The sequence below is a fragment of the Bradyrhizobium sp. SZCCHNR2028 genome (assembly GCF_032380995.1).
Lineage (GTDB): Bacteria > Pseudomonadota > Alphaproteobacteria > Rhizobiales > Xanthobacteraceae > Bradyrhizobium.
On sequence record NZ_JAUHJF010000001.1, the window covers coordinates 506249 to 530988 of the forward strand.

The 24740-nt window shown below is 63.9% G+C and carries 24 protein-coding genes and 1 tRNA gene; 14 read left to right on the plus strand and 11 right to left on the minus strand.

Annotated features, from left to right (window positions below):
* Positions 1 to 118 precede the first annotated feature (118 nt).
* The 4 genes from QX121_RS02275 to QX121_RS02290 all read left to right on the plus strand — a co-directional run bounded on the left by QX121_RS02275 (position 119) and on the right by QX121_RS02290 (position 4559).
* Positions 119 to 194 (plus strand) — tRNA-Lys (locus QX121_RS02275).
* A gap of 462 nt (positions 195 to 656) precedes the next feature.
* Positions 657 to 1790 carry a TylF/MycF/NovP-related O-methyltransferase gene (locus tag QX121_RS02280; protein ID WP_315811060.1) on the plus strand — a complete coding sequence of 378 codons (1134 nt, stop codon included), beginning with the start codon at positions 657 to 659 and terminating at the stop codon, positions 1788 to 1790.
* 86 nt (positions 1791 to 1876) lie between these two features.
* Positions 1877 to 2548, plus strand: a complete 672-nt coding sequence (locus QX121_RS02285; protein WP_315811061.1) for a hypothetical protein — start codon at positions 1877 to 1879, stop codon at positions 2546 to 2548.
* A gap of 220 nt (positions 2549 to 2768) precedes the next feature.
* Positions 2769 to 4559, plus strand: a complete 1791-nt coding sequence (locus QX121_RS02290; protein WP_315811062.1) for a DUF262 domain-containing protein — start codon at positions 2769 to 2771, stop codon at positions 4557 to 4559.
* Positions 4560 to 4712: 153 nt separating this feature from the next.
* Here the strand turns inward: QX121_RS02290 and QX121_RS02295 are convergent, their stop codons facing one another.
* Together QX121_RS02295 and QX121_RS02300 are read right to left on the minus strand one after the other, a co-directional pair.
* Positions 4713 to 5018: a hypothetical protein gene (locus tag QX121_RS02295; RefSeq protein ID WP_315811063.1), complete on the minus strand. Its 306-nt coding sequence runs from the start codon at positions 5016 to 5018 to the stop codon at positions 4713 to 4715.
* 266 nt (positions 5019 to 5284) lie between these two features.
* Positions 5285 to 5845 carry a hypothetical protein gene (locus QX121_RS02300; protein WP_315811064.1) on the minus strand — a complete coding sequence of 187 codons (561 nt, stop codon included), beginning with the start codon at positions 5843 to 5845 and terminating at the stop codon, positions 5285 to 5287.
* 1231 nt (positions 5846 to 7076) lie between these two features.
* On the opposite strand from QX121_RS02300, the gene QX121_RS02305 reads away from it, so the two are divergent.
* Together QX121_RS02305 and QX121_RS02310 are read left to right on the plus strand one after the other, a co-directional pair.
* A complete protein-coding gene (locus QX121_RS02305) occupies positions 7077 to 7283 on the plus strand; it encodes a hypothetical protein (RefSeq protein WP_315811065.1) in 207 nt (68 codons plus the stop codon).
* 123 nt (positions 7284 to 7406) lie between these two features.
* Positions 7407 to 8027: a LysE family translocator gene (locus QX121_RS02310; protein ID WP_315811066.1), complete on the plus strand. Its 621-nt coding sequence runs from the start codon at positions 7407 to 7409 to the stop codon at positions 8025 to 8027.
* 322 nt (positions 8028 to 8349) lie between these two features.
* Here QX121_RS02310 and QX121_RS02315 read toward each other — a convergent pair whose 3' ends face one another.
* On the minus strand, positions 8350 to 9987 hold the full coding sequence (locus QX121_RS02315) for an isocitrate lyase (protein WP_315811067.1): 1638 nt from the start codon (positions 9985 to 9987) through the stop codon (positions 8350 to 8352).
* A 144-nt stretch (positions 9988 to 10131) separates the two neighbouring features.
* Between QX121_RS02315 and QX121_RS02320 the strand changes: the two genes are divergently transcribed.
* The 4 genes from QX121_RS02320 to QX121_RS02335 all read left to right on the plus strand — a co-directional run bounded on the left by QX121_RS02320 (position 10132) and on the right by QX121_RS02335 (position 13247).
* Positions 10132 to 11607, plus strand: a complete 1476-nt coding sequence (locus tag QX121_RS02320) for a short-chain fatty acyl-CoA regulator family protein (protein WP_315811068.1) — start codon at positions 10132 to 10134, stop codon at positions 11605 to 11607.
* Between the two features lie 159 nt (positions 11608 to 11766).
* On the plus strand, positions 11767 to 12177 hold the full coding sequence (locus tag QX121_RS02325) for a hypothetical protein (RefSeq protein WP_315737883.1): 411 nt from the start codon (positions 11767 to 11769) through the stop codon (positions 12175 to 12177).
* Positions 12178 to 12309: 132 nt separating this feature from the next.
* Positions 12310 to 12723: a response regulator gene (locus QX121_RS02330; RefSeq protein WP_315737882.1), complete on the plus strand. Its 414-nt coding sequence runs from the start codon at positions 12310 to 12312 to the stop codon at positions 12721 to 12723.
* Positions 12724 to 12818: 95 nt separating this feature from the next.
* Positions 12819 to 13247, plus strand: coding sequence for a group II truncated hemoglobin (locus tag QX121_RS02335; RefSeq protein WP_315737881.1), 429 nt, complete (start codon positions 12819 to 12821; stop codon positions 13245 to 13247).
* Positions 13248 to 13259: 12 nt separating this feature from the next.
* On the opposite strand, the gene QX121_RS02340 is transcribed toward QX121_RS02335, so the two are convergent.
* The 4 genes from QX121_RS02340 to QX121_RS02355 form a co-directional block, all read right to left on the minus strand.
* Positions 13260 to 13454 (minus strand): hypothetical protein, encoded by a 195-nt coding sequence (locus QX121_RS02340; protein ID WP_315737880.1) that lies wholly within the window; start codon positions 13452 to 13454, stop codon positions 13260 to 13262.
* A gap of 47 nt (positions 13455 to 13501) precedes the next feature.
* Positions 13502 to 13888, minus strand: coding sequence for an NUDIX hydrolase (locus QX121_RS02345; RefSeq protein ID WP_315712048.1), 387 nt, complete (start codon positions 13886 to 13888; stop codon positions 13502 to 13504).
* A 148-nt stretch (positions 13889 to 14036) separates the two neighbouring features.
* Positions 14037 to 14942 (minus strand): hypothetical protein, encoded by a 906-nt coding sequence (locus QX121_RS02350; protein ID WP_315811069.1) that lies wholly within the window; start codon positions 14940 to 14942, stop codon positions 14037 to 14039.
* Between the two features lie 451 nt (positions 14943 to 15393).
* Entirely contained in the window at positions 15394 to 15645 is a 252-nt protein-coding gene (locus QX121_RS02355; protein WP_315811070.1) for a hypothetical protein, read from the minus strand.
* Positions 15646 to 15967: 322 nt separating this feature from the next.
* Between QX121_RS02355 and QX121_RS02360 the strand changes: the two genes are divergently transcribed.
* Complete coding sequence (locus QX121_RS02360) at positions 15968 to 16321, plus strand: DUF6481 family protein (protein WP_315737878.1); 354 nt, start codon at positions 15968 to 15970, stop codon at positions 16319 to 16321.
* 110 nt (positions 16322 to 16431) lie between these two features.
* On the opposite strand, the gene QX121_RS02365 is transcribed toward QX121_RS02360, so the two are convergent.
* Positions 16432 to 16671, minus strand: coding sequence for a pentapeptide MXKDX repeat protein (locus tag QX121_RS02365; protein ID WP_315755521.1), 240 nt, complete (start codon positions 16669 to 16671; stop codon positions 16432 to 16434).
* A gap of 364 nt (positions 16672 to 17035) precedes the next feature.
* On the opposite strand from QX121_RS02365, the gene dctP reads away from it, so the two are divergent.
* The 3 genes from dctP to QX121_RS02380 are packed head-to-tail and all read left to right on the plus strand — an operon-like array spanning position 17036 to position 19962.
* Complete coding sequence (gene dctP / locus QX121_RS02370) at positions 17036 to 18058, plus strand: TRAP transporter substrate-binding protein DctP (protein ID WP_315811071.1); 1023 nt, start codon at positions 17036 to 17038, stop codon at positions 18056 to 18058.
* Between the two features lie 3 nt (positions 18059 to 18061).
* Positions 18062 to 18607, plus strand: coding sequence for a TRAP transporter small permease (locus QX121_RS02375; RefSeq protein ID WP_315737875.1), 546 nt, complete (start codon positions 18062 to 18064; stop codon positions 18605 to 18607).
* Positions 18604 to 19962, plus strand: coding sequence for a TRAP transporter large permease (locus tag QX121_RS02380; RefSeq protein WP_315811072.1), 1359 nt, complete (start codon positions 18604 to 18606; stop codon positions 19960 to 19962). Before QX121_RS02375 ends, QX121_RS02380 begins: the two co-directional genes overlap by 4 nt.
* A gap of 66 nt (positions 19963 to 20028) precedes the next feature.
* On the opposite strand, the gene QX121_RS02385 is transcribed toward QX121_RS02380, so the two are convergent.
* From QX121_RS02385 to QX121_RS02395, 3 genes are read right to left on the minus strand one after another with little or no spacing between them, the layout of a single operon-like run.
* Positions 20029 to 20943, minus strand: a complete 915-nt coding sequence (locus tag QX121_RS02385; protein ID WP_315737873.1) for a hydroxymethylglutaryl-CoA lyase — start codon at positions 20941 to 20943, stop codon at positions 20029 to 20031.
* Between the two features lie 23 nt (positions 20944 to 20966).
* The gene (locus tag QX121_RS02390; protein WP_315811073.1) at positions 20967 to 22973 is read right to left on the minus strand and encodes an acetyl/propionyl/methylcrotonyl-CoA carboxylase subunit alpha; all 2007 of its coding nucleotides are present in this window, start codon (positions 22971 to 22973) and stop codon (positions 20967 to 20969) included.
* A gap of 2 nt (positions 22974 to 22975) precedes the next feature.
* A complete protein-coding gene (locus tag QX121_RS02395) occupies positions 22976 to 24583 on the minus strand; it encodes a carboxyl transferase domain-containing protein (protein ID WP_315772143.1) in 1608 nt (535 codons plus the stop codon).
* Positions 24584 to 24740 lie beyond the last annotated feature (157 nt).

Below are 24740 nucleotides of genomic sequence, written 5' to 3' on the forward strand. Positions count from 1 at the left end.
TTTTTGCCGCCCCGATCTCATGCCGCAGTGAACCACGGCCACGCCGCAAGCGTTCCGATGGGTACCTGCCGACGATCCGGACAGTGACGGCCCTGCCGTCGCACCGCTTCTTGGAAGCGAGCGCGTAGCTCAGCCGGTAGAGCACGTGACTTTTAATCATGGGGTCCCGGGTTCGAGTCCCGGCGCGCTCACCAAGATCCCGAACGATCGAATAGTCAGCCTGGCAGACGCCTCCCTTGGCCACGTCGGAACATCGGTAAGACGATGCGTGGCCTAGATCGCCCGTAAGCGGCGGCCTGAATGGGTCTCGATCGGAACTCGATTTCATATTCGATGAGTCGAACGCCCTCGATCCTCACGCGGCTTTGGATCCTCAGTCATTTCCTTGGCTACGATGCTCGTACGAACCTGGCGAGACGTCTCCATGTTCTCTTCCATCCAGGCGATGTAACGAAGAAGCTGCCGAATCACGCGGTCAGACGCGCCGCGCGTCCGCTCTCGCGCGTCAGCTCGATCATGTCGGCACCTCCACGTCTGCCAGAATTGCAGTCTGCGCAACCAGGGTGCTAAGGTCGACAACCAACGGTATCGCAAGTCATTTTTATCGAATTCCGGTAAGGCCTTTTTGGCAAGGCGTTCGCGCCAGTGGAGCCAGCATGTCTGCAAGCTATGGCGCCGTGATCAACCGGCTGCTCAACGGCGTCGGCTTCCAACTCATTCGCCAATCCACGCTCCATCAGCTGGTCTCGTCGGCCCGCAATGGACATGCAAGCGAGCAGGACAACGAAGGTGAGGATCAAGTCCGAACGGATTCGCAAGCCAGCGAACCGACGGAGACGGTATCGGCCAGCTATCTCCAGAACCTGCAGCGCGAGAGTTTGGCGCTTCGTGAGATGTCGACCGAGCTCATCAAGCTCAAGCTGCAGCTGGCCGGAGCGAACGACGGCACCAACACGAGCGAGCCCTCGACTCCGGACGTTGCCGGCCCCCGGCTCTACACGCCCGTATACGACTACGCGGGACTGCGGACCGATCCCGCGATCGTGCACAACCATGACTTCATGCGGGATCCCCGCTTCGTCGCCGCCTACGAACGTGGCGCCGCCGCCGAGGGCTATGAGCCTCGCTATTTCTGGCGGGCGCATGTTGCGCTCTGGTGCGCCAGCATCGGCGTCAGCCTTGGCGGCGATTTCGTCGAATGCGGCGTCTGTCGCGGCATGCTCAGCTCTTCAATCATGCACTATCTCGACTGGAACAACCTCCAACGTCGATTTTTTCTATTTGATACGTTTACCGGTGTCGACGAGCGCCTCGTCACCGATGATGAGGTCGCAAGCGGCAACCTCGGCTACTTCAGAGAGATGTACAAGACCGACATCTATGAGGATGCCGTTCGCAACTTCTCCGAATACAACAACGTCGAAATCATTCGTGGCAGTGTCCCATCGAGCCTGTCGACCGTCGACATCAATGCCGTCGCATATCTGTCGATCGACATGAACAATGTCACGCCCGAGATCGCGGCCATCGACCACTTCTGGAGCAAGCTGCAGCCAGGCGCCCCGGTTCTGCTCGACGATTATGGTTTCGTTCGCTACGAGGCCCAGAAGCGTGCATTCGACGCTTGGGCCTCTCAGCATGGCGTCACTATTCTCGCGCTTCCCACAGGACAAGGCCTGATCATCAAGCCACCATCGGCGTCAGGGGCTGTGCGTCGGAAGTGGCGCCGCATAGCTCCATTTTTGTGCACCGCCACCGTGATGCGGTTTTTTGGGATGACGACGGCGTAAGGTTGTCCACATGCCGACTGGCTTGTTCGGCCAATCCAAGGCACAATCGAGCGTTGCAGTCTTTGATTTATTGCCGGGGCGTTTCGATGAATTGGGCAAGAACAGTCGTCGCGATTCCATTGGCTGCCATTGCCTTGTCGGGCTGCATCGCGACATCGATGCAGGGATATGCCGACCGACAATTGCCGGCGAAGCCGATCGGCCGCATGGTCGCTTACGTCTCTGGACCCGGCCCGCTCGTCACGAGCATCCAAACCAACATCGCCGAGGAGGCGCGGAAACGCGGCGTCGTTGCTGACGACGCGCTGATGCTGTTCCCACCGACACGGACCTACACCAATACCGAGGTTCAGCAGGGACTCGCGCGTGACGCGATCGAAGGCGTTCTCGTCATCAGCGTGGGCGATAGCGGTGTGCAGCAACAATACGCCGGGACGATCTTGTCGGGCCAATACACCGGAACATCGAGCTCGATCGGTACCGTCAACACCTTCGGCAACACGTCGACCATATCCATGAATGGGACGTCATCAGGCATGGTGGTTGCCACCGCGACGCCGACCTACCGCTACAAGCGTCAGACCACGTTCACGGCGCGGCTTCTTGAGGCAAGCACAGGACGAAACCTCTGGGTTGGAAATGGTCAGGTCAACGCCGGCGGCCTTCTGTTCGTCGGCGATGGCGCAAACGCCTCCAGCGCAGTCGCGGCCATTTTTGACGACTTGCAGCGCAAGGGCATCATCGGATCATCAAGTTGATCCGGGGCGACTTCATGAGTCTCCCGTAACCCACCCGGCGGAATTATTAAGTGCACTGTCAACGTAATCCCGGCCGCCTGCTCAAGCATTGGCGGCACGACGATTCCGGAGGCGTGCGCCCGTTCTTCAGCCAGATCGAGGCGTGGAGACCGCGATCTGGCTGAACGGCAACTCTGGCTCGTTTGATAGAACGTTTCCTGACAACTGCTTGGAGCTGACAATGAAGATTACTCCGACATCACTTACACTGAATCAATTGTTCGGCTCCACGAACGAGCAGTATGTCATCCCGACATACCAGCGCAGATATTCATGGCATGAACGTCAAGTAGGCGAGCTTATGGACGACATCGCCGCAATCGAAAATGGCGACACTCATTTGCTGGGCAGCATCGTTTGCTTGGCCGGCCATCATAAAGCTGGCCTAAATCAACTTGAGCTGGTCGATGGACAGCAACGGCTCACTACCGTAAGTATTATTCTCGAGTGCATTCGAGAGCGTCTCGAAGCAGAGGGAACATCGGACGAAGCGTTCGATATAGGCCGGCTTCTGAACGCAAAGCCGCTTAGCGGAACTTCCGTCAAGAAAATTGCACTTGAATCGATTGATGCAGATGAGTTTGAACAGCATTTGCGGCGAGATGAAATAGCGGGCGTCAAAAATCAGAATCTGGCTAGTGCTTTCATTTTTGTTCGCGAGCGGGTCGCCGACGCCTCATTGAAAGATGTTCGTGAATTTCTTTACATGCTCCGCAATCAAGCGGTCATCATTAGGCTCGATGTTGGTAATGCCAAAGATGCTTTTAAGCTGTTCGAGACGATCAACAATCGTGGCCTGAAACTAAGTCCGACGGACATCGTCAAGAATTTTCTGCTCGGCAATGCCGCTAGAATCGGATCGGATTCGCTTGAACTGGCTCGCAAACATTGGAGTAAGTTGCTAATTAACTTGGATGGAACAAGCTCTGACGCGTTCTTTCGCTACTTCTTGATGGCGACTCTCCAACGCAGAGTAATGACGTCAGAGGTTATTGCCGAGTTCAAAGGCCTTTTCATGAAACAGGTGAAGGAAGCGGAGGCGCTTCCTGAGCACGGCTTTTATAACGATTCTGAGGATGAGGAGGACGAAGATGGCGCCATTACTGATGCTGATGCTGTGTTAGCTGAGGTCGCTGCCGCTCAATCGCCCACCCTCAAGAAGGTTGAGTTTAGTGAGTTCATATCGCGACTAACATTGTGTTCCGAGGTTTACAGCGCTTTGATATTCGCTCGAACCAAGGACAAGCGTATCGATCGCCATCTTCGCAATTTGCAAATGATCAAGGCGGTCCAAACGTACGGCTTTCTTATGCACCTGCGGGCCAACGGCTGCAGCGATAAAGACTTCCGGGAAATATTAAAGCTGACCGAGAATTTCGTGCTCCGCCGGCACGTCTGTCGAGAGCGGTCGAACGACACTGAAGCTCTTTTCGCACGGCTTTGTGCAAACCCACCCAAAAATCCCGTCGAATCGACCAAGGCAGCCTATCGTGAATTGTGTCCGACGGATGACAAATTCCGCACCGAATTTGCCGACGCCCATTTTTCGGCGAACCTAATTGATCGAGCGCGGTATTGCCTGGAAAAGATAGAAATTGCGAAGCACGGCGAACATGAAGAATTGCAGGTGCTGGGCTCTGATGATGTTCACGTCGAACACATCATGCCCCAAAAGATTAAGACCAAGAAGGCAAAGGACGAATACGGCGATTGGGTTGCCTATCTCGGCAACCATGCCGAATCCGCGCATTCGAAGTACGTAGATCGGATCGGAAATCTCACGCTCTTTGCCGGCCCCCTCAATATCGGAGCATCCAACAACCCCTTTGGACGAAAGAAGACTGCTTATAAGGAGTCGTCGATAAAGCTTACGCAAGAGTTAGTTAAGCTGTCGAATTTCAAATTCAGCAATATTGATGCGCGCTCGAAGTCCTTGGCCGAAATTGCTGTATCACTCTGGCCGCGCCCATGACGGAGTTTCTGATCTCTGATACCTTCACCGAGATTATCGCCAGACTGACAGGCGAGGAGCAGAGGGCTGTCAAAACAACTGGGACTTACGGTGACAGTGCTGGACTGCACTAGACTTCTGTTGACCTTGGGCGATGCAGCAGTCCCGCCCCCCTCACCCATTCACCGCAAACCCGAGCACCAACTGCTTCGGACTCTGCTTGAACTCCTTGAGCACGGCGGCGCGGACCTTCTCCGATAGCTCCGGCAGCGGCTTGGCCGTGTAGAGCTTGGGGAACGTCACCATGACGGAGGTCAGGGTGCCGTTATTCCAGTTGAAGCCGACCGCGGGCCGGACACCGGTTTCGGCGAGGAGGTCGGCTTCGACGGCGCGGCTGTAGGCAAGGCCGTTCTGGACGGCGTCGATCATTCCGCAGCCGGCTAGGCAGGCGATCAGCGGAATCAGCGCGAGGGCTCTCATGGTCGTCTACTCCCGGGGTTCAGGTCCCGTCTGGCGAAGCGCAGTCTGGAGCGTTTCGGACTTGCTTCAGCCTCGATCGCCTTTGGTCCCCGCAGCGTGACGATCCGACGCCAAATCTCCTCCGCAGAGGCGGCAATCACCGACCATTCTTCAATTGTGGCCGGCACTATCGTGCCCCGAACCTGTGATCTCGAGAGGCGATCGAATGAGTTAGTGCCCTGTTTCCGCAACTGCCGTAACCGCCCCAGTAACGAAAGATCCGTCCCTTACCTGCCAGAGGGATCGGCCTCCAGCACGACCTTCGCCACGGGATAACGCCAGTCGTTCTTCGTGTTGTCGGCGGCGGCATCGATGCCTGCCACGATGACCGCACCGAGGATGCCGCCGTTGACGCCGCTGGCCAGACGAGCCTGGCGCGTCGCATCGAAGGGCGCGACCGTGATCATCCGCTTCTGATAGCCGGGCTTTTGGCAGGTCACGGCAAGCGTGCTCGACTGTCCGCGATAGAGCGGCACGCGCACCTTCGCGGGGCTCGTCATGGTTGCGCTGAAACCGGAGGCTTCCAGTGAGCAGGAGGCCCCGGCCATCTCGACCTCGCCTCCTCCGCCGGGATTGTGAAACGTCCGCACTTCCACAAGCTGGTCACCCGCGAACTCGGGCACGCTTGTGTCGGTTCGGCGCTTCGGCTCGTAGACGTCGATTCCTCGGCTGCCCGTGCTGGACCTGATGTCGGTCACATTGTTGACCGCAAGCGGCGCAGCACACCCGCCAAGACACGCCCCTCCAAGGATGGCCAGCCAGGTGGCCATCCAACGCAAATAGTCCATTTGAGCCCCCACAGCACCCCTACTGTTGTTGACTAGCGGTAGCAGGGGCCGATCTGGGGAACAATAGCCGCAACCTTAGGGGGAATAGAGCGACTATCAAAAACCGATGACGTTGCGGACAGGACACAGTCGCTGTCGTCCCCCAGCATCAAATGCGTCGGTGGTCATGTGTCAGACGATCGCCAGCGGCGGGAATTCAGGGCCATCAACATGACGCGGTTGCTCCGCCACAACCTTCCTCGCGATCAATGCCAGGGCGGCGCGTTCAGTACCCGCGCAGGTTGCGGTGACCCGTGGGCATTCCCGGATCATGGCGCGACGGCGCTGCGCTTTCCAGCAACATGTGCTGTGAGGATGCGCGGACAAACTTATTTCATCAGGCCGCTCAACACGATCACCCCTGTCCAGTCCGCTTCTGAAAAATATTCCTCTTCCATTTTTCCGAAATTCATGATTGACTGTCCCCATCCCGTGCTCCTCGAGAGGGGCGGATCGCGATCGTCACGGACGTTGGGCGCGGGATGCGGTGGCCGCAGGCGGGTCGCAGCGTGCTTGAGGCGCGCGGACGAACGACTCCGTGCGGACGTGAAATCGCGTGGTCCTGGCGCCCCGAAGCTGGCGCCAAGTCCTCCGGGGAATGATGACCCCGAGGGCGACGGTGGCTATCAAGCCGGACACCGGGGAGATCGCGTATAAGCGTGAAGACCATCGCGCGGGGAATGCCGGGTTGATCCGGCTGAACCTGTGGTGACTGCCGCCTGCTTTTTCTTCTGCAGGCGGGCCATGGGTGAGGCCCTCACCCGGCATTCCCCGCGCCCTCTGTTTCATGGGGGCGAGACGACCAGCAAAGCTCGGGCGCGAAAGGCGTCGCGACGATGGTTGAACGCGCCCACCTGCCCCGCAACCCCTTCCTGCATCGTGATGAGGTACAGATGGCCCGGCCGAACGATCGTCATGCGGCGGGCCTAGCCGCCGTCGCCCGTTGCGTCCCCGCGGTGCGGACGCACGCGGCTTTCAATCACCGGCTGCCGGGAGCGCGCGCACGAACAGCAACAAGATCTTACATGACGACATCAGACCTGCGCAAAAGCGCCGCTGACGCGGCGTGTGTTCGCATGTGTGGCCGCACGCGATCGAACCGATGGCGATCGTCGCGGTGCAGCCGCGATCGCGTCAACCGTATCGTGAGGAAGTCCCGATGTCGTCACCCACGCCAACAGGACGGCGGGCCATGCTCGTCCTGCTCGCCGTTCTCCTCCTCGGCAACATCGCCGCCATCATCGCCTGGCCGTCGCATTGCGGCACGAGCCCACGGCTCACGATCGGCGCGGTCATGCTCGCCGGCTGCGCTGAGGCCGACGCTGCCGGTCCTCACCTCGAGGCGATGCGGCGGCCGCATCGGGCGCCCGAGCCGGTTGAAATGGCGAGGGCTCCCTGACATCGTGGCCGCCACCCGTGTTCAGCGATCAGCAGCCCGCCGAGATCGAGCGCGGCGACGCGCTGAGGCTGCTGCCGCGCCTTGCGGGCTGATGCGCCTCGTCTCGCCCAAGGAGCTTTCCCGATGTCCTACGCCTTCCTCTTGACCTCGCTGATCGTGGTGGCCTCGCCCGGCACCGGCGTGCTCTACACGCTCGCGGTGGCGCTGACGAAGGGGTCGCGGATGAGCGTCGCCGCGGCGTTCGGCTGCACGCTCGGCATCATCCCGGCGATGCTCGCCGCCATCGTTGGCCTTGCCGCCGTGCTGCACACCAGCGCGCTGGCCTTTGCCGCGCTGAAATGGTGTGGCGTCGCCTATCTTCTCTACATGGCCTGGCAGACGCTCGGCGAACGCGGCGCGCTCTCCGTGGCAGCCAAAGACGCCAAGGATGAGGTGCGCTCGGCTGGGCGCGTGGTACTGACCGGCTTTTTGATCAACATTCTCAATCCCAAGCTGTCGATCTTCTTCCTCGCCTTCCTGCCGCAGTTCATCGCCGCGGACGAAGTGCATCCGCTCGCCGCCATGCTCGAGCTGTCGGCCACGTTCATGGCGATGACGTTCACGGTGTTCGTTGTCTACGGGCTGTTCGCCTCAGCGGTGCGCGATCGCGTCGTCAGCCGCCCCCGGGTGATGGCGTGGCTGCGCCGCGCCTTCGCCGGCGGCTTTGCTTTGCTTGGCGCCCGGCTGGCGCTGAGCGAGCGGTGAGGGCGGCCGATCAAGGGGGGCTGACGGCTCATGGCGACGGGAATACGACCTTCGCTCCTCACCCTGAGGAGCCCGCCGCAGGCGGGCGTCTCGAAGGGCGAGGCCCGCGCTGTGGCCTCATGGTTCGAGACGCGCCGCAAGGGCGGCGCTCCTCACCATGAGGGGTGGGGGTCCGAGGCCGCCGCTGCACGTTGACCACGAGTAGCGCGCTTATGATGGGAGTATCGAGTTGCGCCTTGGAAGCCTGCGCAAAAACAAAACCCGCCCGGAGCGGTGCCGCTCCAGACGGGTCGTGTTAGTTCAACAATTCAGCAGGACTGTATCAGCCGAACTGGTTCATCGTGTTGTGCGCGCCGCCGGCCTTCAGGGCCTTGTCGCCCGCAAAGTACTCCTTGTGGTCGTCGCCGATGTCGGAGCCGGCCATGTTCTGGTGCTTGACGCAGGCGATGCCCTGGCGGATCTCGGCGCGCTGGACGTTCTTGACGTAGCCCAGCATGCCCTGCTCGCCAAAGTACTCGCGGGCGAGGTTGTCGGTCGACAGCGCGGCCGTGTGGTAGGTCGGCAGCGTGATCAGGTGATGGAAGATGCCGGCGCGCTTGGCCGAATCCGCCTGGAAGGTGCGGATGCGCTCGTCGGCTTCCTTCGCCAGCGGGGTGTCGTCGTACTCCGCCTTCATCAGCTCGGCGCGGTTGTACTTGCTGACGTCCTGGCCCGCCTCCTTCATCGCGTCGTAGACCTGCCAACGGAAGTTGAGGGTCCAGTTGAACGACGGCGAGTTGTTGTAGGCCAGCTTGGCGTTCGGGATCACCTTGCGGATGCGGTCGACCATCTTGGCGATCTGCTCGATATGCGGCTTCTCGGTCTCGATCCACAGGAGGTCGGCGCCATTCTGCAGCGAGGTGATGCAGTCGAGCACGCAGCGGTCCTCACCGGTGCCGGGACGGAACTGGTAGAGGTTGGACGGCAGCCGCTTCGGCCGCAGCATCTTGCCGTCGCGGTTGATGATGACGTCGCCGTTGCGGGCGTTCTCGGGCGTGACCTCCTCGCAGTCGAGGAAGCTGTTGTACTGGTCGCCGAGATCGCCGGGCTGGCTCGAGAAGGCGATCTGCTGCGTCAGGCCGGCGCCGAGCGAGTCGGTGCGGGTGACGATGATGCCGTCCTCGACGCCGAGCTCCAGGAAGGCGTGGCGGCAGGCGCGGATCTTGGCCAGGAAGACGTCATGCGGCACGGTGACCTTGCCGTCCTGATGGCCGCACTGCTTCTCGTCGGAAACCTGGTTCTCGATCTGCAGCGCGCAGGCGCCCGCCTCGATCATCTTCTTGGCGAGCAGATAGGTCGCTTCCGCATTGCCGAAGCCGGCATCGATGTCGGCGATGACAGGGACGACGTGGGTCTGGAAGCCGTCGATCTTGGCGATGATCTCGGTCTCCTTCGCCTTGTCGCCGGCCTTGCGGGCCGCGTCGAGCGTGCGGAACAGATCGTTGAGCTCGCGCGAGTCGGCTTGGCGCAGGAAGGTGTAGAGCTCCTCGATCAGCGCGGGCACCGAGGTCTTCTCGTGCATCGACTGGTCCGGCAGCGGGCCGAACTCGGAGCGCAGCGCCGCGATCATCCAGCCCGAGAGATAGAGGTAGCGGCGGTCGGTCTTGCCGAAATGCTTCTTGATCGAGATCAGCTTCTGCTGCGCGATGAAGCCGTGCCAGCAGCCCAGCGACTGGGTGTACTTGGTGCTGTCCTCATCATAGGCGGCCATGTCGGCGCGCATCACGGCCGCGGTGTAGCGGGCGACGTCGAGGCCGGTCTTGAAGCGGTTCTGCAGGCGCATGCGCGCCACGGCCTCGGCGGTGACGCCGTTCCAGGTCGGCTGGGTCTCGAGCAGCGCACGCGCCGCCTCGACTTCGGCCTGGTAGGACGCGGGGCCCTGGAGGGCCTGATCGTGAAGTCCACGCGGTTGGAAGTTCATGTCCGTGATCCCTTCGGTGAAGACAACCTGGGATCTGTTGTAAGCACGCTGGGACGGCGGACCAGACATTGCGCGGAAAACTTGTCACACTTTACAAACTTCTCGTGTATAGCTGTAAGGAGATTACAAGACCGGGATTTGGCCATGACCACCGCCACGGCACGATCGATCTTCATGGGCCCGCGCCTGCGCCGCCTGCGGCGCGAGCTCGGCCTGACCCAGGCCGACATGGCCGCCGACCTCGAAATCTCAGCGCCTTACGTGGCGCTTTTGGAGCGTAACCAGAGGCCGGTGACGGCCGACATGCTGCTGCGCCTCGCCCGGACCTACAAGATCGACCTGGCCGACCTCGCCGGCGACGGCGGTGCCGACCACACCGCGCGGATGCAGTCGGTCCTGAAGGACCCGATGTTCTCCGACATCGACATCCCCGCGCTGGAGATTTCCGACCTCGCCGTCAGCTATCCCGGCATGACCGAAGCCTTCCTGCGCCTCTACACGGCGTATCGCGAGGAGCAGCTCGCGCTGGCCGAGCAGCGCGCGCCGGCGCTGGCCGGCACTGCGCCGCGGCCGGGCAACGACGGTTTCGACGCCAACGATCCCGTTGCCGACGTCCGCCGCTTCCTGGCCGCCCGCCGCAACAACTTTGCCCAGCTCGACGATGCCGCCGAGCGCCTCGCCCAGGCCATCTTCCAGGGGCCGCCGACCGGGTCCCCGCAGGTCTCGGCGGGGCCGGCCGGCTTCATCGAGCGCTTTCGCGCGCGGCACAATCTCCAGGTCCGCTACATGCCGCCGAACGTGATGCTCGGCTCGCTGCGGCGGCTCGACCTGCACCGCCGACAATTGCTGATCGAGGACTCGCTGGACAGCGCGAGCCTGAAATTCGAGCTCGCCCGGCAGCTCGCTTATCTCGAGCTCGATACCGAGATCGGCGCAGCCCTGGAGGACGGCAAGTTCGCCAGCAAGACCGCCGAGCTCTTGGCGCGGCGCGCGCTCGCGGCCTACGCGGCGGCTGCGATCATCATGCCCTATTCGATCTTCGCGAAGGCCGTCGATGCGAGGGCCTATGATCTTGAGGCGCTGGCGCGGCAGTTCGGCACCAGCTTCGAGCAGACGGCGCATCGCGTCACGACCCTGCAGAAGCCGGGCGCCGAGCGGATTCCGTTCTTCCTGATCCGCGTCGATCCCGCCGGCAACGTCTCAAAACTGCTCGACGGCGCCGGCTTCCCGTTCGCGCGCCACGGCGGTGCCTGCCCGCTGTGGTCGGTGCACGGCATCTTCAAGACGCCGCGCCAGATCGTCACGCAATGGCTGGAGCTGCCGGACGGCCGCCGCTTCTTCTCGATCGCGCGCACCGTGACCGCCGGCGGCGGCTCCTACGGCGCCGTCCGGGTCGAGCGGGCGATTGCGGTCGGCTGCGCCGCCGAGCACGCGGGCCAGCTGATCTACACCCGCGACGGCCACGGGCCTGATGCCAACGAGCCGACCCCGATCGGCGTCGCCTGCCGGGTCTGCCACCGCCCGAAATGCGCGGCGCGCTCGGCGCCGCCGATCGGGCGCGAGATCCTGCCGGACGATTTCCGGACGTCGTCGGTTCCGTTCGGCTTCTCGGCGGATTGAGCATGGGCCGGCAATGGAACAAGGAGCTGGTCGGCGGTCGGGATGGCGGGCGAAAATCCGCCAAAACGGGCTGCAAATCGGCTGGGACGCCATGGCCCTTGACGGAACAGCCATAAACCGGACAAAGATTGCGCCAAAATGTCGCGGCGGAGATTGGCCATGAGATACGTCGACGGCGCTGTGATGTTCCTCAGTCTGTGGCTGCTGGCATCGATGGTCCTCGACGCCGTGACGCCGCCCGAGCTGAACTTCTACATGATCGGCCCGATCATTGCGCCGGCCGCGATCATCACCGGCTTCCTGTACTGGCTTCGCATCCCCTCCCGCGACTTCGTGCTGGCGTCCGCAGCCATCTGGATGGTCTGCGAGATGACGATGGAGATGATCACCCCCAAGCCGCTGTCGCCGCTGCTGGCGGTTGCCGCCGTCGCGCCGCTGCTGGTGGCCGGGATCCTCCTGCACGTTCAGCACTGGCGCCAATCGAGCGGCCGGTCGCCACCGCCCGCTTCGGCGCCGACGACCAATCTGCCGGGCTCCTCCAACGCGATGCCGGGCCGGCGCCCGTTCTGAGCCGCGCCGGCAATGGTGGATAGCGTGCAGCTTCCCGTTGTTCTACGGGACTGGATGTTTACGAGGAAATCAGAAACCCCCTCTTAAGCTCCGCCGGTCCATCAGAAGCCGACACACAGCCGCGCGGGGACCATGCTCAACGAACTTCTCGTGATCGAAGATGCCGACGTTCATCTGTCGATCCTGCGCAAGATCGCCGTGCAGGCGGGCTTTGCGACGACCGGCGTGAACTCGGTCGACGGCGCGATGAACGTGCTGCGCCGGCGCAGCTTCGAATGCATCACGCTCGACCTGAATCTGGGCGAGCGCTCCGGCACGGAGGTGTTGCAGCTGTTGGCGGACATCAAATCCCGCACGCCGGTGCTGATCATCAGCGGCTCCGACGATCAGACCCGGGACGTCACGGTCCGCGCCGGCAAGATCCTCGGCCTCAACGTCTATCCGCCGTTCTCCAAGCCGGTCGACCTCGCTTTGCTCCGACAGACGCTGCGCCAGATCGCTGCCGATACCGACCGGCAGCGCCGCGTCAAAGCGAGCATTCGCTAGCCCGAACGCCCCCTCGTTTTCCCGCTTGATCCAGATCAAGGCGCCATACCTCTGCCGCTTGTTGGCTGCAGAGGGACGAGCGGAAACGAGATGCGATGACGGCAGCGAATTCAGCCAACGAAGCAGAAGCAGTTGTGATCGAAGCGACGCCCTACGAGCTCGTGGGCGGCGAGGCTGGCGTGCGCCGTCTGGCGGAGCGCTTCTACACCATCATGGACCAAGAGCCCGGCGCCAGCCGCATCCGGGCGATGCACGACGCCGATCTTGGTCCGATCAAGCAGTTGCTGTTCGAATTTCTCAGCGGATGGCTCGGCGGGCCGGCGCTCTATTTCGAGCGGGCCGAGCATCGCTGCATCATGTCGGCGCACCGTCCGTATCCGATCGGCGATGCCGAGCGCGACGAGTGGATGACATGCATGCGCCGCGCGATGTTCGATTGCGACATCACCGGCGACATGTATGCATTGCTTGATCAAGCGTTCCTGCGGATGGCGAACGCATTCCGGAGCCGCCAGGCGAGCTGACCGGAGCTCCCATCAGTCCGACTTGGTGGCGGCCTCCCGCGCCAGACGCTCGGCCCTGAGCCGCTCGCGGTTGGCGTAAAAGGCCCGCTGGGCCGCCTCGTGATCGCGCATGGCCTGCTCGGCATCAGCCCTGCGGGTGGCGTCACGCGCCCGACGCTCTTCCGGCGTGAGGACGCGAGGCTGTCTGTCTGTGCTATCGTAAGGCATGGGCAGATAACGCCCAAGCGGCCGGGATGTTCCCAGCATACGATGGTTCAGTCCGACTTTCGTGGAAACAGCTGGTCGCGGATGTAGCGCGACGTCGGCGTCAGGCTGAGTCCGTAGGGCTTCTGCCACACCGCGCGGTCGATCTCCTTCTTGTCTCCGATCTCCAGGCGCCCTTTGGCATGCTTGGCGATGAAGATGGCGTCGCTCATCTTGCGGCCCGAGCGCTTGTTCTTGGCGGTGACTTCCTTCCACAGCCGCAGGCGGCCGAGCTTGAGCTTCGGAAGCTCCTCCTTGATCTCGCGCTTCAGGCAATCCTTCGCCGTTTCCTGCGCGCGTTTGCGGCCGCCCGGAAACATCCAGCGTCCGTCGGCCCGGCGTCGGACCAGGAGAACCCTTCCGCCCTTGGCGGCAACCAGCTTGGACGCCTTGGTCATGGCCCCGAAGCTCTCACCTCTCGAACAATGAAGTGGAGTCTATCAAGATTCGCTCCCACTCCTGCTCCGGAGCTTTGCGGAGATTCGGCCAGGACCGCGCGTCCGCCGAGCAGGCTCGACCGCAGCGCTCCGCCCCGTCAGCAGTGGCTCAGTAGCAGGAGCGCGGATCGACCGCGACATACTCTCCCGACGGATAGCGATAGTAGCAATTGCCCTGCGACAGATAATAGCCCGGTCGCGCCGCAGCCGTTGCGCCGGCGATAGCGCCGGTGGCACCACCGAGCACGGCGCCCGCCGCGGCACCGCCCGCCTTGCCGGTGAGGATGCCGCCGAGCACCCCGCCGATGATCGCGCCCCCGAGCGCGCTGGCGCCCGGATCGACTTCGGCCGGAGGCGGCGGCGCCGGTTCGTAGGCGACCGGCGGGGGCTCCTCGTAGGCCGCCGACGGTGCATAGACCACATCGTCAGCATAGTCCTCCGACACGTAGGTCGGCGGTCCTTCCATGGGCTCCGGATAATAGTACCAGACGCCACCGACGTCCCACCACCAGCCGGGACGGCCGTTGTGAACCTCGTGCCGCCATCGGCCACCTTCCCAGCCGATCCGGCCGCGATAAGGCTGCCCACCATAGTCGCGCACGGAGACCCTGCCGTGCGCATAGCGCGCATCCGGTCCCCGCCCGATCGCCGCCGGACCCGGGCCTGCGGCGTAGCCATGGCTGGCTCCCGGCGGACGTCCCTGCTGCGCCACAGGCGCTGGCGGACGTCCCTGGGGGGCAACGGCAGCCCGCGGCGGTGCGGCCGGCTGTGCTCCCTGCGGCTGGCCGGCCATGGGGCCGGCTTGCCGCGGAATCTGGACATGGGGCTGGCCGCCCGGTTGCCCACCCTGGGCTGGCGCTTGGCGGATGACACCCGGCGAGCGGGCCTGGGGCGAATGCCCGGCGCCAGGACCAGCCTGGTCCTGGGTTTGCGCCCCGGCTTGGGCGGGGATCGCGACCGCGGTCAGGATTGCGATCGCGGGCAGCCACCGTGTGCTCTGGTTGGACAACGTCATTCTCCCCTACCCCTTTGATCGCCCGCCTTCTGCGTTGGTTGCCGCACAGGGCGGGGTGCGATGCGGACTGATGACTCCGGCTCGCCGGCTTCCGCGTGTACGGTCCGGACACACCATAATTTGCGCGACAAACGGGTAAAATCCCGACTATTTTGCGGCCAAGTCAGCCTGCCGCGTCAGGTTAACCGAGACGCACGCTGATTCGCCGCTCCGATCGTGCAACCTCGCTTGCGCGGTCTTGCCGGTCCGGTTCGAGCTGATCGGCGGTCACCGGTCGGGCACGATCACGTTGCAGTTGGTTCGTCCCGACATCAGACAATCCTGCATCCGGCTTGCGGAGGTCAGGCTGCGGGCCAACCACAAGCCGAAGGCCACCACGACAGCCGCGAACACGAGTCCCGCCACGGCGCCGCGTCGCCCGTTATCCGGCCCCTGCGTACTCATCGGTGCCCTAGGCGGCCCGCAGGCCAGCGGCCTCACCGTGCGGTTGCTGCTGCTGCTGCTGGCGCGATGCCGGCGAGATCGACTCGATCCGCGTGCAGCTCGTCACCCAGAACAGCTGCCCGCATTCCCATTCGGAACCCAGCACACCGGCCGAAACGGGCCTCGGGCGGGCGAGGACCGCGGTCATCACGCATGCGCTGACCACGAGAGCGACGAGCGCGAGGCCGAGCGCCATGCGCCCACGGCGAACAGAGGTCATGCCGGTCAACTCCGTTGGATGTCGCACCCGGGCGGTGCGCTGGTGCCGCGAGGCGTGAAGCGACTCACAGCCCGCCGACCTGCGTCAGCGACGGGGCTGCTTACATAGCCTCCGGCGAACGCCATGCAAGCGCCGGGCAGGTCGGATGTGGAGGAGCGGCGATAAAGCATTTGTCATCGACGCATGCGATCCTATACACACGGGCTCGCGTCGGCCTCCGCTCGTGTTCACGACATCGTGGAAGAATTGCCTGGCGGCGCGTGCAGCCCCTGACCGACCACACCCTGACCGAACACCCAACTAGCGAAGTGACGACGTCTCCATGAGAGGATTCAAGGAACCTGGATTTGCCGATCGGCAGAAGGCCGCACAGCAGGCCCGCCAGAGCATCGTGCAGAAGTTCAAATCGCAGCCGGGACCGGACGATCCCGAAGTCGTGAAGCGACGGCAGGAGCGCGAAGCCGCCGCCGCCCGCCGCGAGCAGCAGCGATTGGAGCGCGAGGCCGCCAAGGCCGAGCAGAAGCGTCTCGAGGAAGAGGCCAAGGCCGCCGAGAGTGCCCGGCTTGCGCGCGAGGCGGAAGAACAAGCCGCCCGCCTGGCCGAGATGGAAGCCGAGCAGAAGGCGAAGCGCGATGCGCGCTACGCCGCGCGCAAGGCCCGTGGAAAGAAGAAGTAAGCAGCGACGCTGCCACCACGAGTCGTCGCAGCCGGCATCGCTGCGATTCCTCATTCATCGGCGATGGGACTGATACGGTCGTCCCATCGCACGATGACGTGCGAGACGCGTCAGTTCTTCTTCATCATGCCGTCGTCCTTCTTCATCCCGTCCTTGGACATGGCATCGTCCTTCTTCATGGCGTCCTTCGCCATCGAGTCCTTCTTCATGCCGTCGTGGGACATCGCGCCCTTTTTCATCCCATCGTCCTTGCTCATCTTGTCCTCCGCGAATGCCGCCGGCGCGACGGCCACGTTGAACGCGAGTGCGGCAGCGGAGATTCCGAGGATGAGGCGGCTACGATTGGTCATGATGATCGCTCCTTCGTATGACGGGTTCGACGGCGACGGACGCGCCGTTCTTGGACATCGACGTTCCGATGAAGGCGATTGTTACGAGCGCGGACGAGAATCATTGTTCGATCAAATTTGACTCGAATGCGCCCTCTTCTGGGATCAACGACACAATTTTGCCCGGCAAAGCCATGTTAGTACAACCCGCGCAAGGGATTCACAGGCCGGCACGTGCGCCGCAGCAATATGTCGCTTCCCATGCATTTGGCCTCGAACGAACTGTCTAGTTCGGCTAGAGGTAAGTCCGGCAAATTGGCTGGTATAAGTCACGCCAACGAACCGGGGTCGGGAACCCAACCAAAAGTTGTCCAGGGGAAATCTCATGCTATCACGCCGTCATGTCATCGCATCCGCGCTCGCTGCGCCGGCCATTCTGCGTTTTGGAACCGGTACGGCCCACGCGGCAACGACGCTGAAGATCTCCCACCAGTTTCCCGGCGGCACCATCGACAAGGGCGATTTCCGCGACCGGCTCTGCCGGGTGTTCTCGGAGGAGGTTGCGAAGCGCTCCGGCGGCGAGATCGCGACCGAGATCTATCCGAACTCCTCGCTCATCAAGACCGTCGCGCAGTTCTCCGCCATGCGGAAGGGCGCGCTCGACATCAGCCTCTATCCGATGCCCTATGCCGGCGGCGAAGTTCCCGAGACCAACATCGCGCTGATGCCGGGTCTGGTCACGACCTACGACCAGGGCATGCGCTGGAAGAACGAGCCGGTCGGCAAGACGCTGAGCGATTTTCTGGCGGACAAGGGCATCATCCTGCTGACCTGGGTCTGGCAGGCGGGCGGAGTCGCCAGCCGATCGCGGCCGCTGGTGACACCCGACGATGCCAAGGGCATGAAGGTGCGCGGCGGCTCGCGCGAGATGGACATGGTGCTGCAGACGGCCGGCGCCTCGGTACTGTCGGTTCCATCGAACGAAATCTACACCGCGATGCAGACCGGTGCCTGCGATGCCGGCATCACCTCGTCGACCAGCCTGATCTCGTTCCGCCTGGAAGAAGTGTCGAAGGCCCTCACCTCCGGAGCCAAGGCGTCGTACTGGTTCATGCTCGAGCCGCTGATGATGTCCAAGGCTTCGTTCGACAGGCTGCCGAAGAACCAGCAGGACATCCTCCTCGCGGTCGGCGCGGAGATGGAGGCGTTCGGGCGCAAGGGCGCGCAGGACGACGACATCGAAGTTGCCAAGGTCTACGAAAAGGCGGGCGCCAAGGTTGTGGAGCTCGATGTCGAGACCGTCAACAAATGGCGCGACATTGCCCGTGACACGGCCTGGAAGGACTATGGCGGCAAGTCTGCGAACTGCGCCAAGCTCCTCAAGCTCGCTTCCGACGTCGCGGCCTGATTGATGCACGCGCCCGTCATCGATACCGAGGCCACGACAGCCATCGGCGCCAGCGGTCCGCTGGCGCCGCTCCAGCGTGTTGTCTCGCTACTCAATCGCATCATCGTCGTTCTGGCCGCGTTCGCACTGGTCGCGGCCTGCGTCATCCTGAGCTACAGCGTGGCGGGCCGTGCACTGTTCAAGGCCGCCAACTACTGGCAGGACGAAGCCGCCGTGTTCTTGCTCGTCGGCGCCACCTTCATGACTGCGGCCTATGTGCAGGAGCATCGCGGCCACGTCAGCATCGAAGCCTTCGTTGGGCTGATGTCGCCGCTCGCCAACAAGATCAGGCTCTGGCTGGTCGACGTCGCGAGCTTCTTGTTTTGTGCCTTCTTCACCTGGAAATCCTGGACCCTGACACACGAGGCCTGGGTCGATGGCCAGGTCTCGAATTCGATGTGGTCGCCGCCGCTGGCGATTCCTTACGGCCTGATGGCCGCCGGGATGACCCTGCTGTGCCTGCAGATGCTGCTGCAGATCGTGGCCCCGCTGACCGGAGCGCGTCGATGAGCGTGTTCGGAATTGGGGTTGCCTACGGACTCTCGACCCTGTTTGCGATGTTCGCGGGCATGCCGATCGCGTTCGCGCTCGGCGCCGTCGCCGTCGTATTCATGGCCATCTACATGCCGGCCGCGTCGCTCGATACCGTCACGCAGAACGTCTACGAGGAGATGGCGTCGATCACGCTGCTGTCGATCCCGCTGTTCATCCTCAAGGGTGCCGCGATCGGCCGTTCCCGCGCCGGACAGGATCTCTACTCCGCGCTGCATGCCTGGCTGCATCGCGTGCCCGGCGGATTGGGCGTCGCCAACGTGTTCGCCTGCGCGCTGTTCGCGGCGATGGCGGGATCGTCGCCCGCGACCTGCTCGGCGATCGGCTCGGCCGGCATTCCCGAGATGCGCAAGCGCGGCTATTCCGGCGGCTTCGCAGCCGGCATCATCGCCGCCGGCGGCACGCTCGGCATCCTGCTGCCGCCGTCGATCACGATGATCCTGTTCGCGATCGCCGCGGAGAAATCGCTGGGACGGCTGTTCCTGGCCGGCATCGGCCCCGGATTGCTGCTGGTCACGCTGTTCGGCGTCTATGCCGTCGTGCGCTTCCGCCAGGAATACGCGCGCGCAAAAACGGTCTATGAGAAGTCGGGCACCTGGTCGGACATCCTGATCAAGGACGAATACACGATGGCGCAGCGCTTCTCCGTGCTGCCCCGCGTGATCCCGTTCGTGCTGCTGCTGACCGGCGTCATGGTTGCGCTCTATGGCGGGTTGGCCACGCCGTCGGAGACGGCAGGTCTCGGCGGCATCCTGGCGCTGGTGCTGATTGCGATCATCTACCGGGTCTGGAGCCCGACCGACCTCGCGCCGATCATGAAGGCGACGCTGCGCGAGTCGACCATGCTGATGCTGATCATCGGCATGTCGCTCTTGTACTCCTACGTGATGAGCTACCTGCACATCTCGCAGTCGGTGGCGGAATACATCGTCGCGATGCATCTGCCGCGCTGGGAGCTGCTCGCCGCGATCCTGCTGATGGTGGTCGTGCTCGGCTTCTTCCTGCCGCCGGTGTCGATCATCCTGATGACAGCGCCGATCATCCTGCCGCCGCTGCGCGCGGCGAACTTCGACATCATCTGGTTCGGCGTGGTGATGACGATCGTCATGGAGATGGGCCTGATCCATCCACCGGTGGGTCTCAACATCTTCGTCATCAGAAACGTCGCGCCGGACATCCCGCTGCGGGACGTGATCTGGGGCACGCTGCCGTTCGTGCTGCTGATGATGGCCGCCGTGCTGCTGCTCTGCTTCGTGCCGCAGATCTCGACGGCGCTGCCGGATCTCGTGATGGGGCCGGATCTGAGCCGCTGACGCGGCGGCGAATGGCGAATGGGGAGTGGCGAATAGGGGATATAGCGAATGGGCCTTCCCTATTCGCTACTCGCCATTCGCTACTCGCCTCATCTTCGCATTCAGTGCCGCGGCAACACGGCTGACCGGTGGCCGGCCGAGCAGCCGGCTGATTTCGTTGGTGGCGGCCAGCAGTTTCGTCATGTCGACGCCGGTGCGGATGCCCATGCCTTCGAGCATGTAGACGACGTCCTCGGTCGCGACGTTGCCGGTCGCGCCCGGCGCGAATGGGCAGCCGCCGAGGCCGCCGGCCGCGGCATCGATGACGCGGACGCCCTCCTCCATGCCCGCATAGAGATTGGCCAGCGCCTGGCCGTAGGTGTCGTGGAAATGCATCGCCAGATGCGTCACCGGCACGTCGTCGCAGACAGCGCGCAGCATCTGCCTGGCCTTGAGCGGCGTGCCGACGCCGATCGTATCGCCCAGCGAGATCTCGTAGCAGCCGAGGTCCCACAGCGCCTTCGCGACATTGGCGACGGCCTGCGGCCTGATCTCGCCTTCATAGGGGCAACCCAGCGCGCAGGAGACGTAGCCGCGCACCCGGATGCCGTCGGCCTTGGCGTGGGCGATCACCGGCTTGAAGCGCTCCAGCGACTCTTCGATCGAGCAATTGATGTTGGCGCGGGAGAAGCTCTCGGAGGCCGCCGTGAAGACCGAGATCACCTTGGCGCCCGCGGCGCGCGCCGCCTCATAGCCCTTCACGTTCGGCACCAGCACGTGGAATTCGCCGGGCAACGCGGCGACGCTGCGCATGACCTCGTCCGATCCCACCATCTGCGGGATTGCCTTGGGCGAGACGAAGGCGCCGACCTCGACCGTGGTCAGCCCTGCGTCCACCAGCGCACGGACAAAGGCGATGCGATCGGCCACGCTGATCGGCATCTTCTCGTTCTGCAGGCCGTCCCGCGGGCCCATTTCGATGATGCGCACGCTTTCGCTCATGCCGACCTCTTCGGGTTCGAGGATCAGGCGGACGGTTCGAGGTCCGCCAGTTCGACGCCTTCCTGCACGATGTCGCCGACCTTGCACTTGATCGCCTTGAGCCGGCCTGCGAACGGCGCCCGCAGGGTCTGCTCCATCTTCATGACTTCGAGCGTCAGGATCGCCGCGCCCTTCTCCAGGACCGCACCTTCCTGCGCGAGCAGCGCCACCACGGTCCCCGGCAACGGCGCCACGATCTTGTCCTCGCCGGCCTGCTCCTCGTCGTCACCGCCGAACGGATCGATCCAATGCAGATCGAAACGGCCGTTGCGGGTTCGCAGGTACAGCTCGTGGCCCTCGATTACGGCCACCACATGGGATTTGACGCCGTCGCGCACAAGGTCGAAGCCGCCATCGTCGGTCGGAGTGACCGAGAATGAGCTCTCGCGGCCCTCGATCGACAGGCGCTGCACGCCCGGACCATAGGCCAGTGTCACCGTCCGCGACTCCGCTCCGGCGCCCTGGCGGAACGAGAACATGCGCTGCCGCAGTCCCACCGGCATCCAACCGGATGCGCGCCACGGCGATCCCTGCTCCTTCACGGCCACGGTCTGCTCGTCGATGAGAATGGCCGCGACGGCGGCACAGAGCTCGACGTCACCGGCCACCGCCCCTGACTGGGTCAGATGCGTCAGATGGCGCTCGATGAAACCGGTGTCGATCGCGTTCGCCACGACGTCGGGATGCGTCAGCAGCGCCGACAGGAACGGGATGTTGCTGACGATGCCGCGGACGTCGGTGTCCTCCAGGCCGCGGTTGAGCCGCTCGATCGCGACCTCGCGGGTCGGCGCCCAGGCAATCATCTTGGCGAGCATCGCGTCGTAATAGGGCGAGACCGCATCGCCCTCGCGATAGCCGGCATCGATGCGCAGGCCGCCGGTTTCAGCAGGAAGCCGCCAGGTCTTGATCGTGCCGACTGAGGGCATGAAGTTCTTGGCGGGATTTTCCGCGTAGACGCGGGCCTCAATGGCATGACCATGCAACCGGATCTGGTCCTGCGTCAGCGGCAGCTCTTCGCCGAAGGCGACGCGCAACTGCCATTCGACGAGATCGACGCCGGTGATCAACTCGGTGACGGGATGCTCGACCTGCAGGCGTGTATTCATCTCGATGAAGAACACGTCGCGGCCGTCGGAGACGAACTCGATGGTGCCGGCGCCGACATAGTTCACCGCGCCCGCCGCGCGCCTCGCCGCCGCGCAAACCGTCTCCCGCTGCTCCGGCGTCAGCGTCGGCGACGGCGCCTCCTCGACCACCTTCTGGTGCCGACGCTGCAAGGTGCATTCGCGCTCGAACAGCGACACCAGATTGCCGTGGCTGTCGCCGATGATCTGCACCTCGATGTGGCGTGGGTTCTGGACGAATTTCTCGATCAGCACACGGTCGTCGCCAAACGCCGCCTTGGCCTCGCGCTTGGCGCTGGTGACGGCATCAGCGAGATCGCCGGCTGCATTGACCACGCGCATGCCGCGGCCGCCGCCACCGGCGGAGGCCTTGATCAGAACGGGAAAGCCGATCCGCGCGGCTTCATTGGCGAGCGTCGCCTCGTCCTGCGCCTCGCCGTGATAGCCGGGCACCAGCGGCACGCCGGCCTGCTCCATCAGGAATTTGGAGCCGGACTTGGAGCCCATCGCGGTGATCATCGCGGCCGTCGGCCCGACGAACATCAGGCCCGCGTCGAGACAGGTCTGCGCGAATTCGGCGCTCTCGGACAGGAAGCCATAGCCGGGATGAACCGCCTCGGCGCCTGTCTGCCTTGCAGCCTCGATCAAGCGCTCGATGTTGAGATAGGAATCGCGGGCACGCGCGGGGCCGAGCAGCACGGCTTCGTCGGCGAGAGCGACATGCAGCGCGTTGCGGTCGGCCTCCGAATAGACAGCGACGGTCTTCAATCCCATCGCGCGTGCGGTGCGGATGACGCGCACGGCGATCTCGCCGCGGTTGGCGATCAGGAGCTTGCGGAAACGGCGATACAATCCGGGACGAACCATGATCACATCCTGAACAGGCCGAACCTGGTCGGCTCGACCGGGGCATTGGCGGCGGCAGACAATCCGAGGCCAAGCACGAGGCGGGTATCGGCGGGATCGATCACGCCGTCGTCCCACAGCCGCGCCGTCGCGTAGTAGGGATTGCCCTGGGCCTCGTATTGCGCACGGATGGGGCTACGGAATTTCTCTTCCTCCTCCGTGGGCCAGCTCTCGCCCTTGGCCTCGATGCCATCGCGGCGGACCTGGCTCAGCACCATCGCGGCCTGCTCGCCGCCCATCACCGAGATGCGCGCGTTCGGCCACATCCAGAGGAAACGCGGCGCATAGGCGCGGCCGCACATGCCGTAATTGCCGGCGCCGTAGGAGCCGCCGATCACCACGGTGAACTTGGGAACCGACGCGGTCGCGACCGCCGTCACCAGCTTGGCGCCGTCGCGTGCGATGCCCCCGGCCTCGTATTTCTTGCCGACCATGAAGCCGGTGATGTTCTGCAGGAACACCAGCGGGATGTTGCGCTGGCAGCACAGCTCGATGAAGTGCGCCCCCTTCAGCGAGCTCTCGCTGAACAGGATGCCGTTGTTGGCGATGATGCCGACCGGATGGCCCCAGATATGCGCGAAGCCGCACACCAGCGTCTGGCCGTAGAGCTTCTTGAACTCGTCGAACTCCGAGCCGTCGACCACCCGCGCGATGATGTCGCGCACGTCGAACGGCTTGCGGCCGTCGACCGGCACGACGCCGTAGATCTCTTCCGCCGCATAGCGCGGCTCGCGCACCTCGCGCATGTTCAGCGCGCTGCGTGCGCCCGGCGGCTTCAGCGTGCCGACGATGCGCCGCGCGATGCCGATCGCGTGCGCGTCGTTCTGCGCATAGTGATCGGTCACGCCCGACTGCCGCGAATGCACGTCGGCGCCGCCGAGCTCCTCGGCGCTGACCACCTCGCCGGTTGCCGCCTTCACCAGCGGCGGGCCGCCCAGAAAAATTGTGCCCTGGTTGCGCACGATGATGCTCTCGTCCGACATCGCCGGCACATAGGCGCCGCCCGCCGTGCACGAGCCCATCACGATCGCGATCTGCGGAATGCCGGCCGCCGACATCTGCGCCTGGTTGTAGAAGATGCGGCCGAAATGCCGCTCGTCGGGGAAGATCTCATCCTGCAGCGGCAGGAACGCGCCACCCGAGTCGACCATGTAGACGCAGGGCAGATTGTTCTGCCGGGCGATGTCCTGGGCACGCAGATGCTTCTTCACCGTCATCGGGTAGTAGGTGCCGCCCTTGATGGTGGCGTCGTTGGCGACGACGACGCATTCGCGGCCGGCAATGCGGCCGATGCCGGTGACGATGCTGGCCGAGTGGACGTCGCCGCCATAGAGCCCATGTGCGGCCAATGGCGACAGTTCGAGGAACGCCGTTCCGGGGTCGAGCAGCAGGTCGACGCGCTGGCGCGCCAGCATCTTGCCGCGCGACAGGTGCCGGTTGCGTGAGGCTTCGCCGCCGCCCTCGGCGACCTGCGCCAGCTTCATCCTGAGGTCGGTGACCAGCGCGCGCATGGCGTCGGCATTACGGGCGAAATCGGAGGACGATGGATCGATCGTGGAATGAAGCATCATGACCGGCGTCTTCGTTGCGAGGCTGGAGGGGGAAGCCGTGGGAGCACGCGTCAGAGCGGTCGCGGCCGTCCAGGCCGCTGCGAGCCCGGGTGTACCATCTTTGCCCGCATGCTGTCCTCCCTGCCCGCCGGCGGCCCGGTTTGCGGCCATCCGTCCT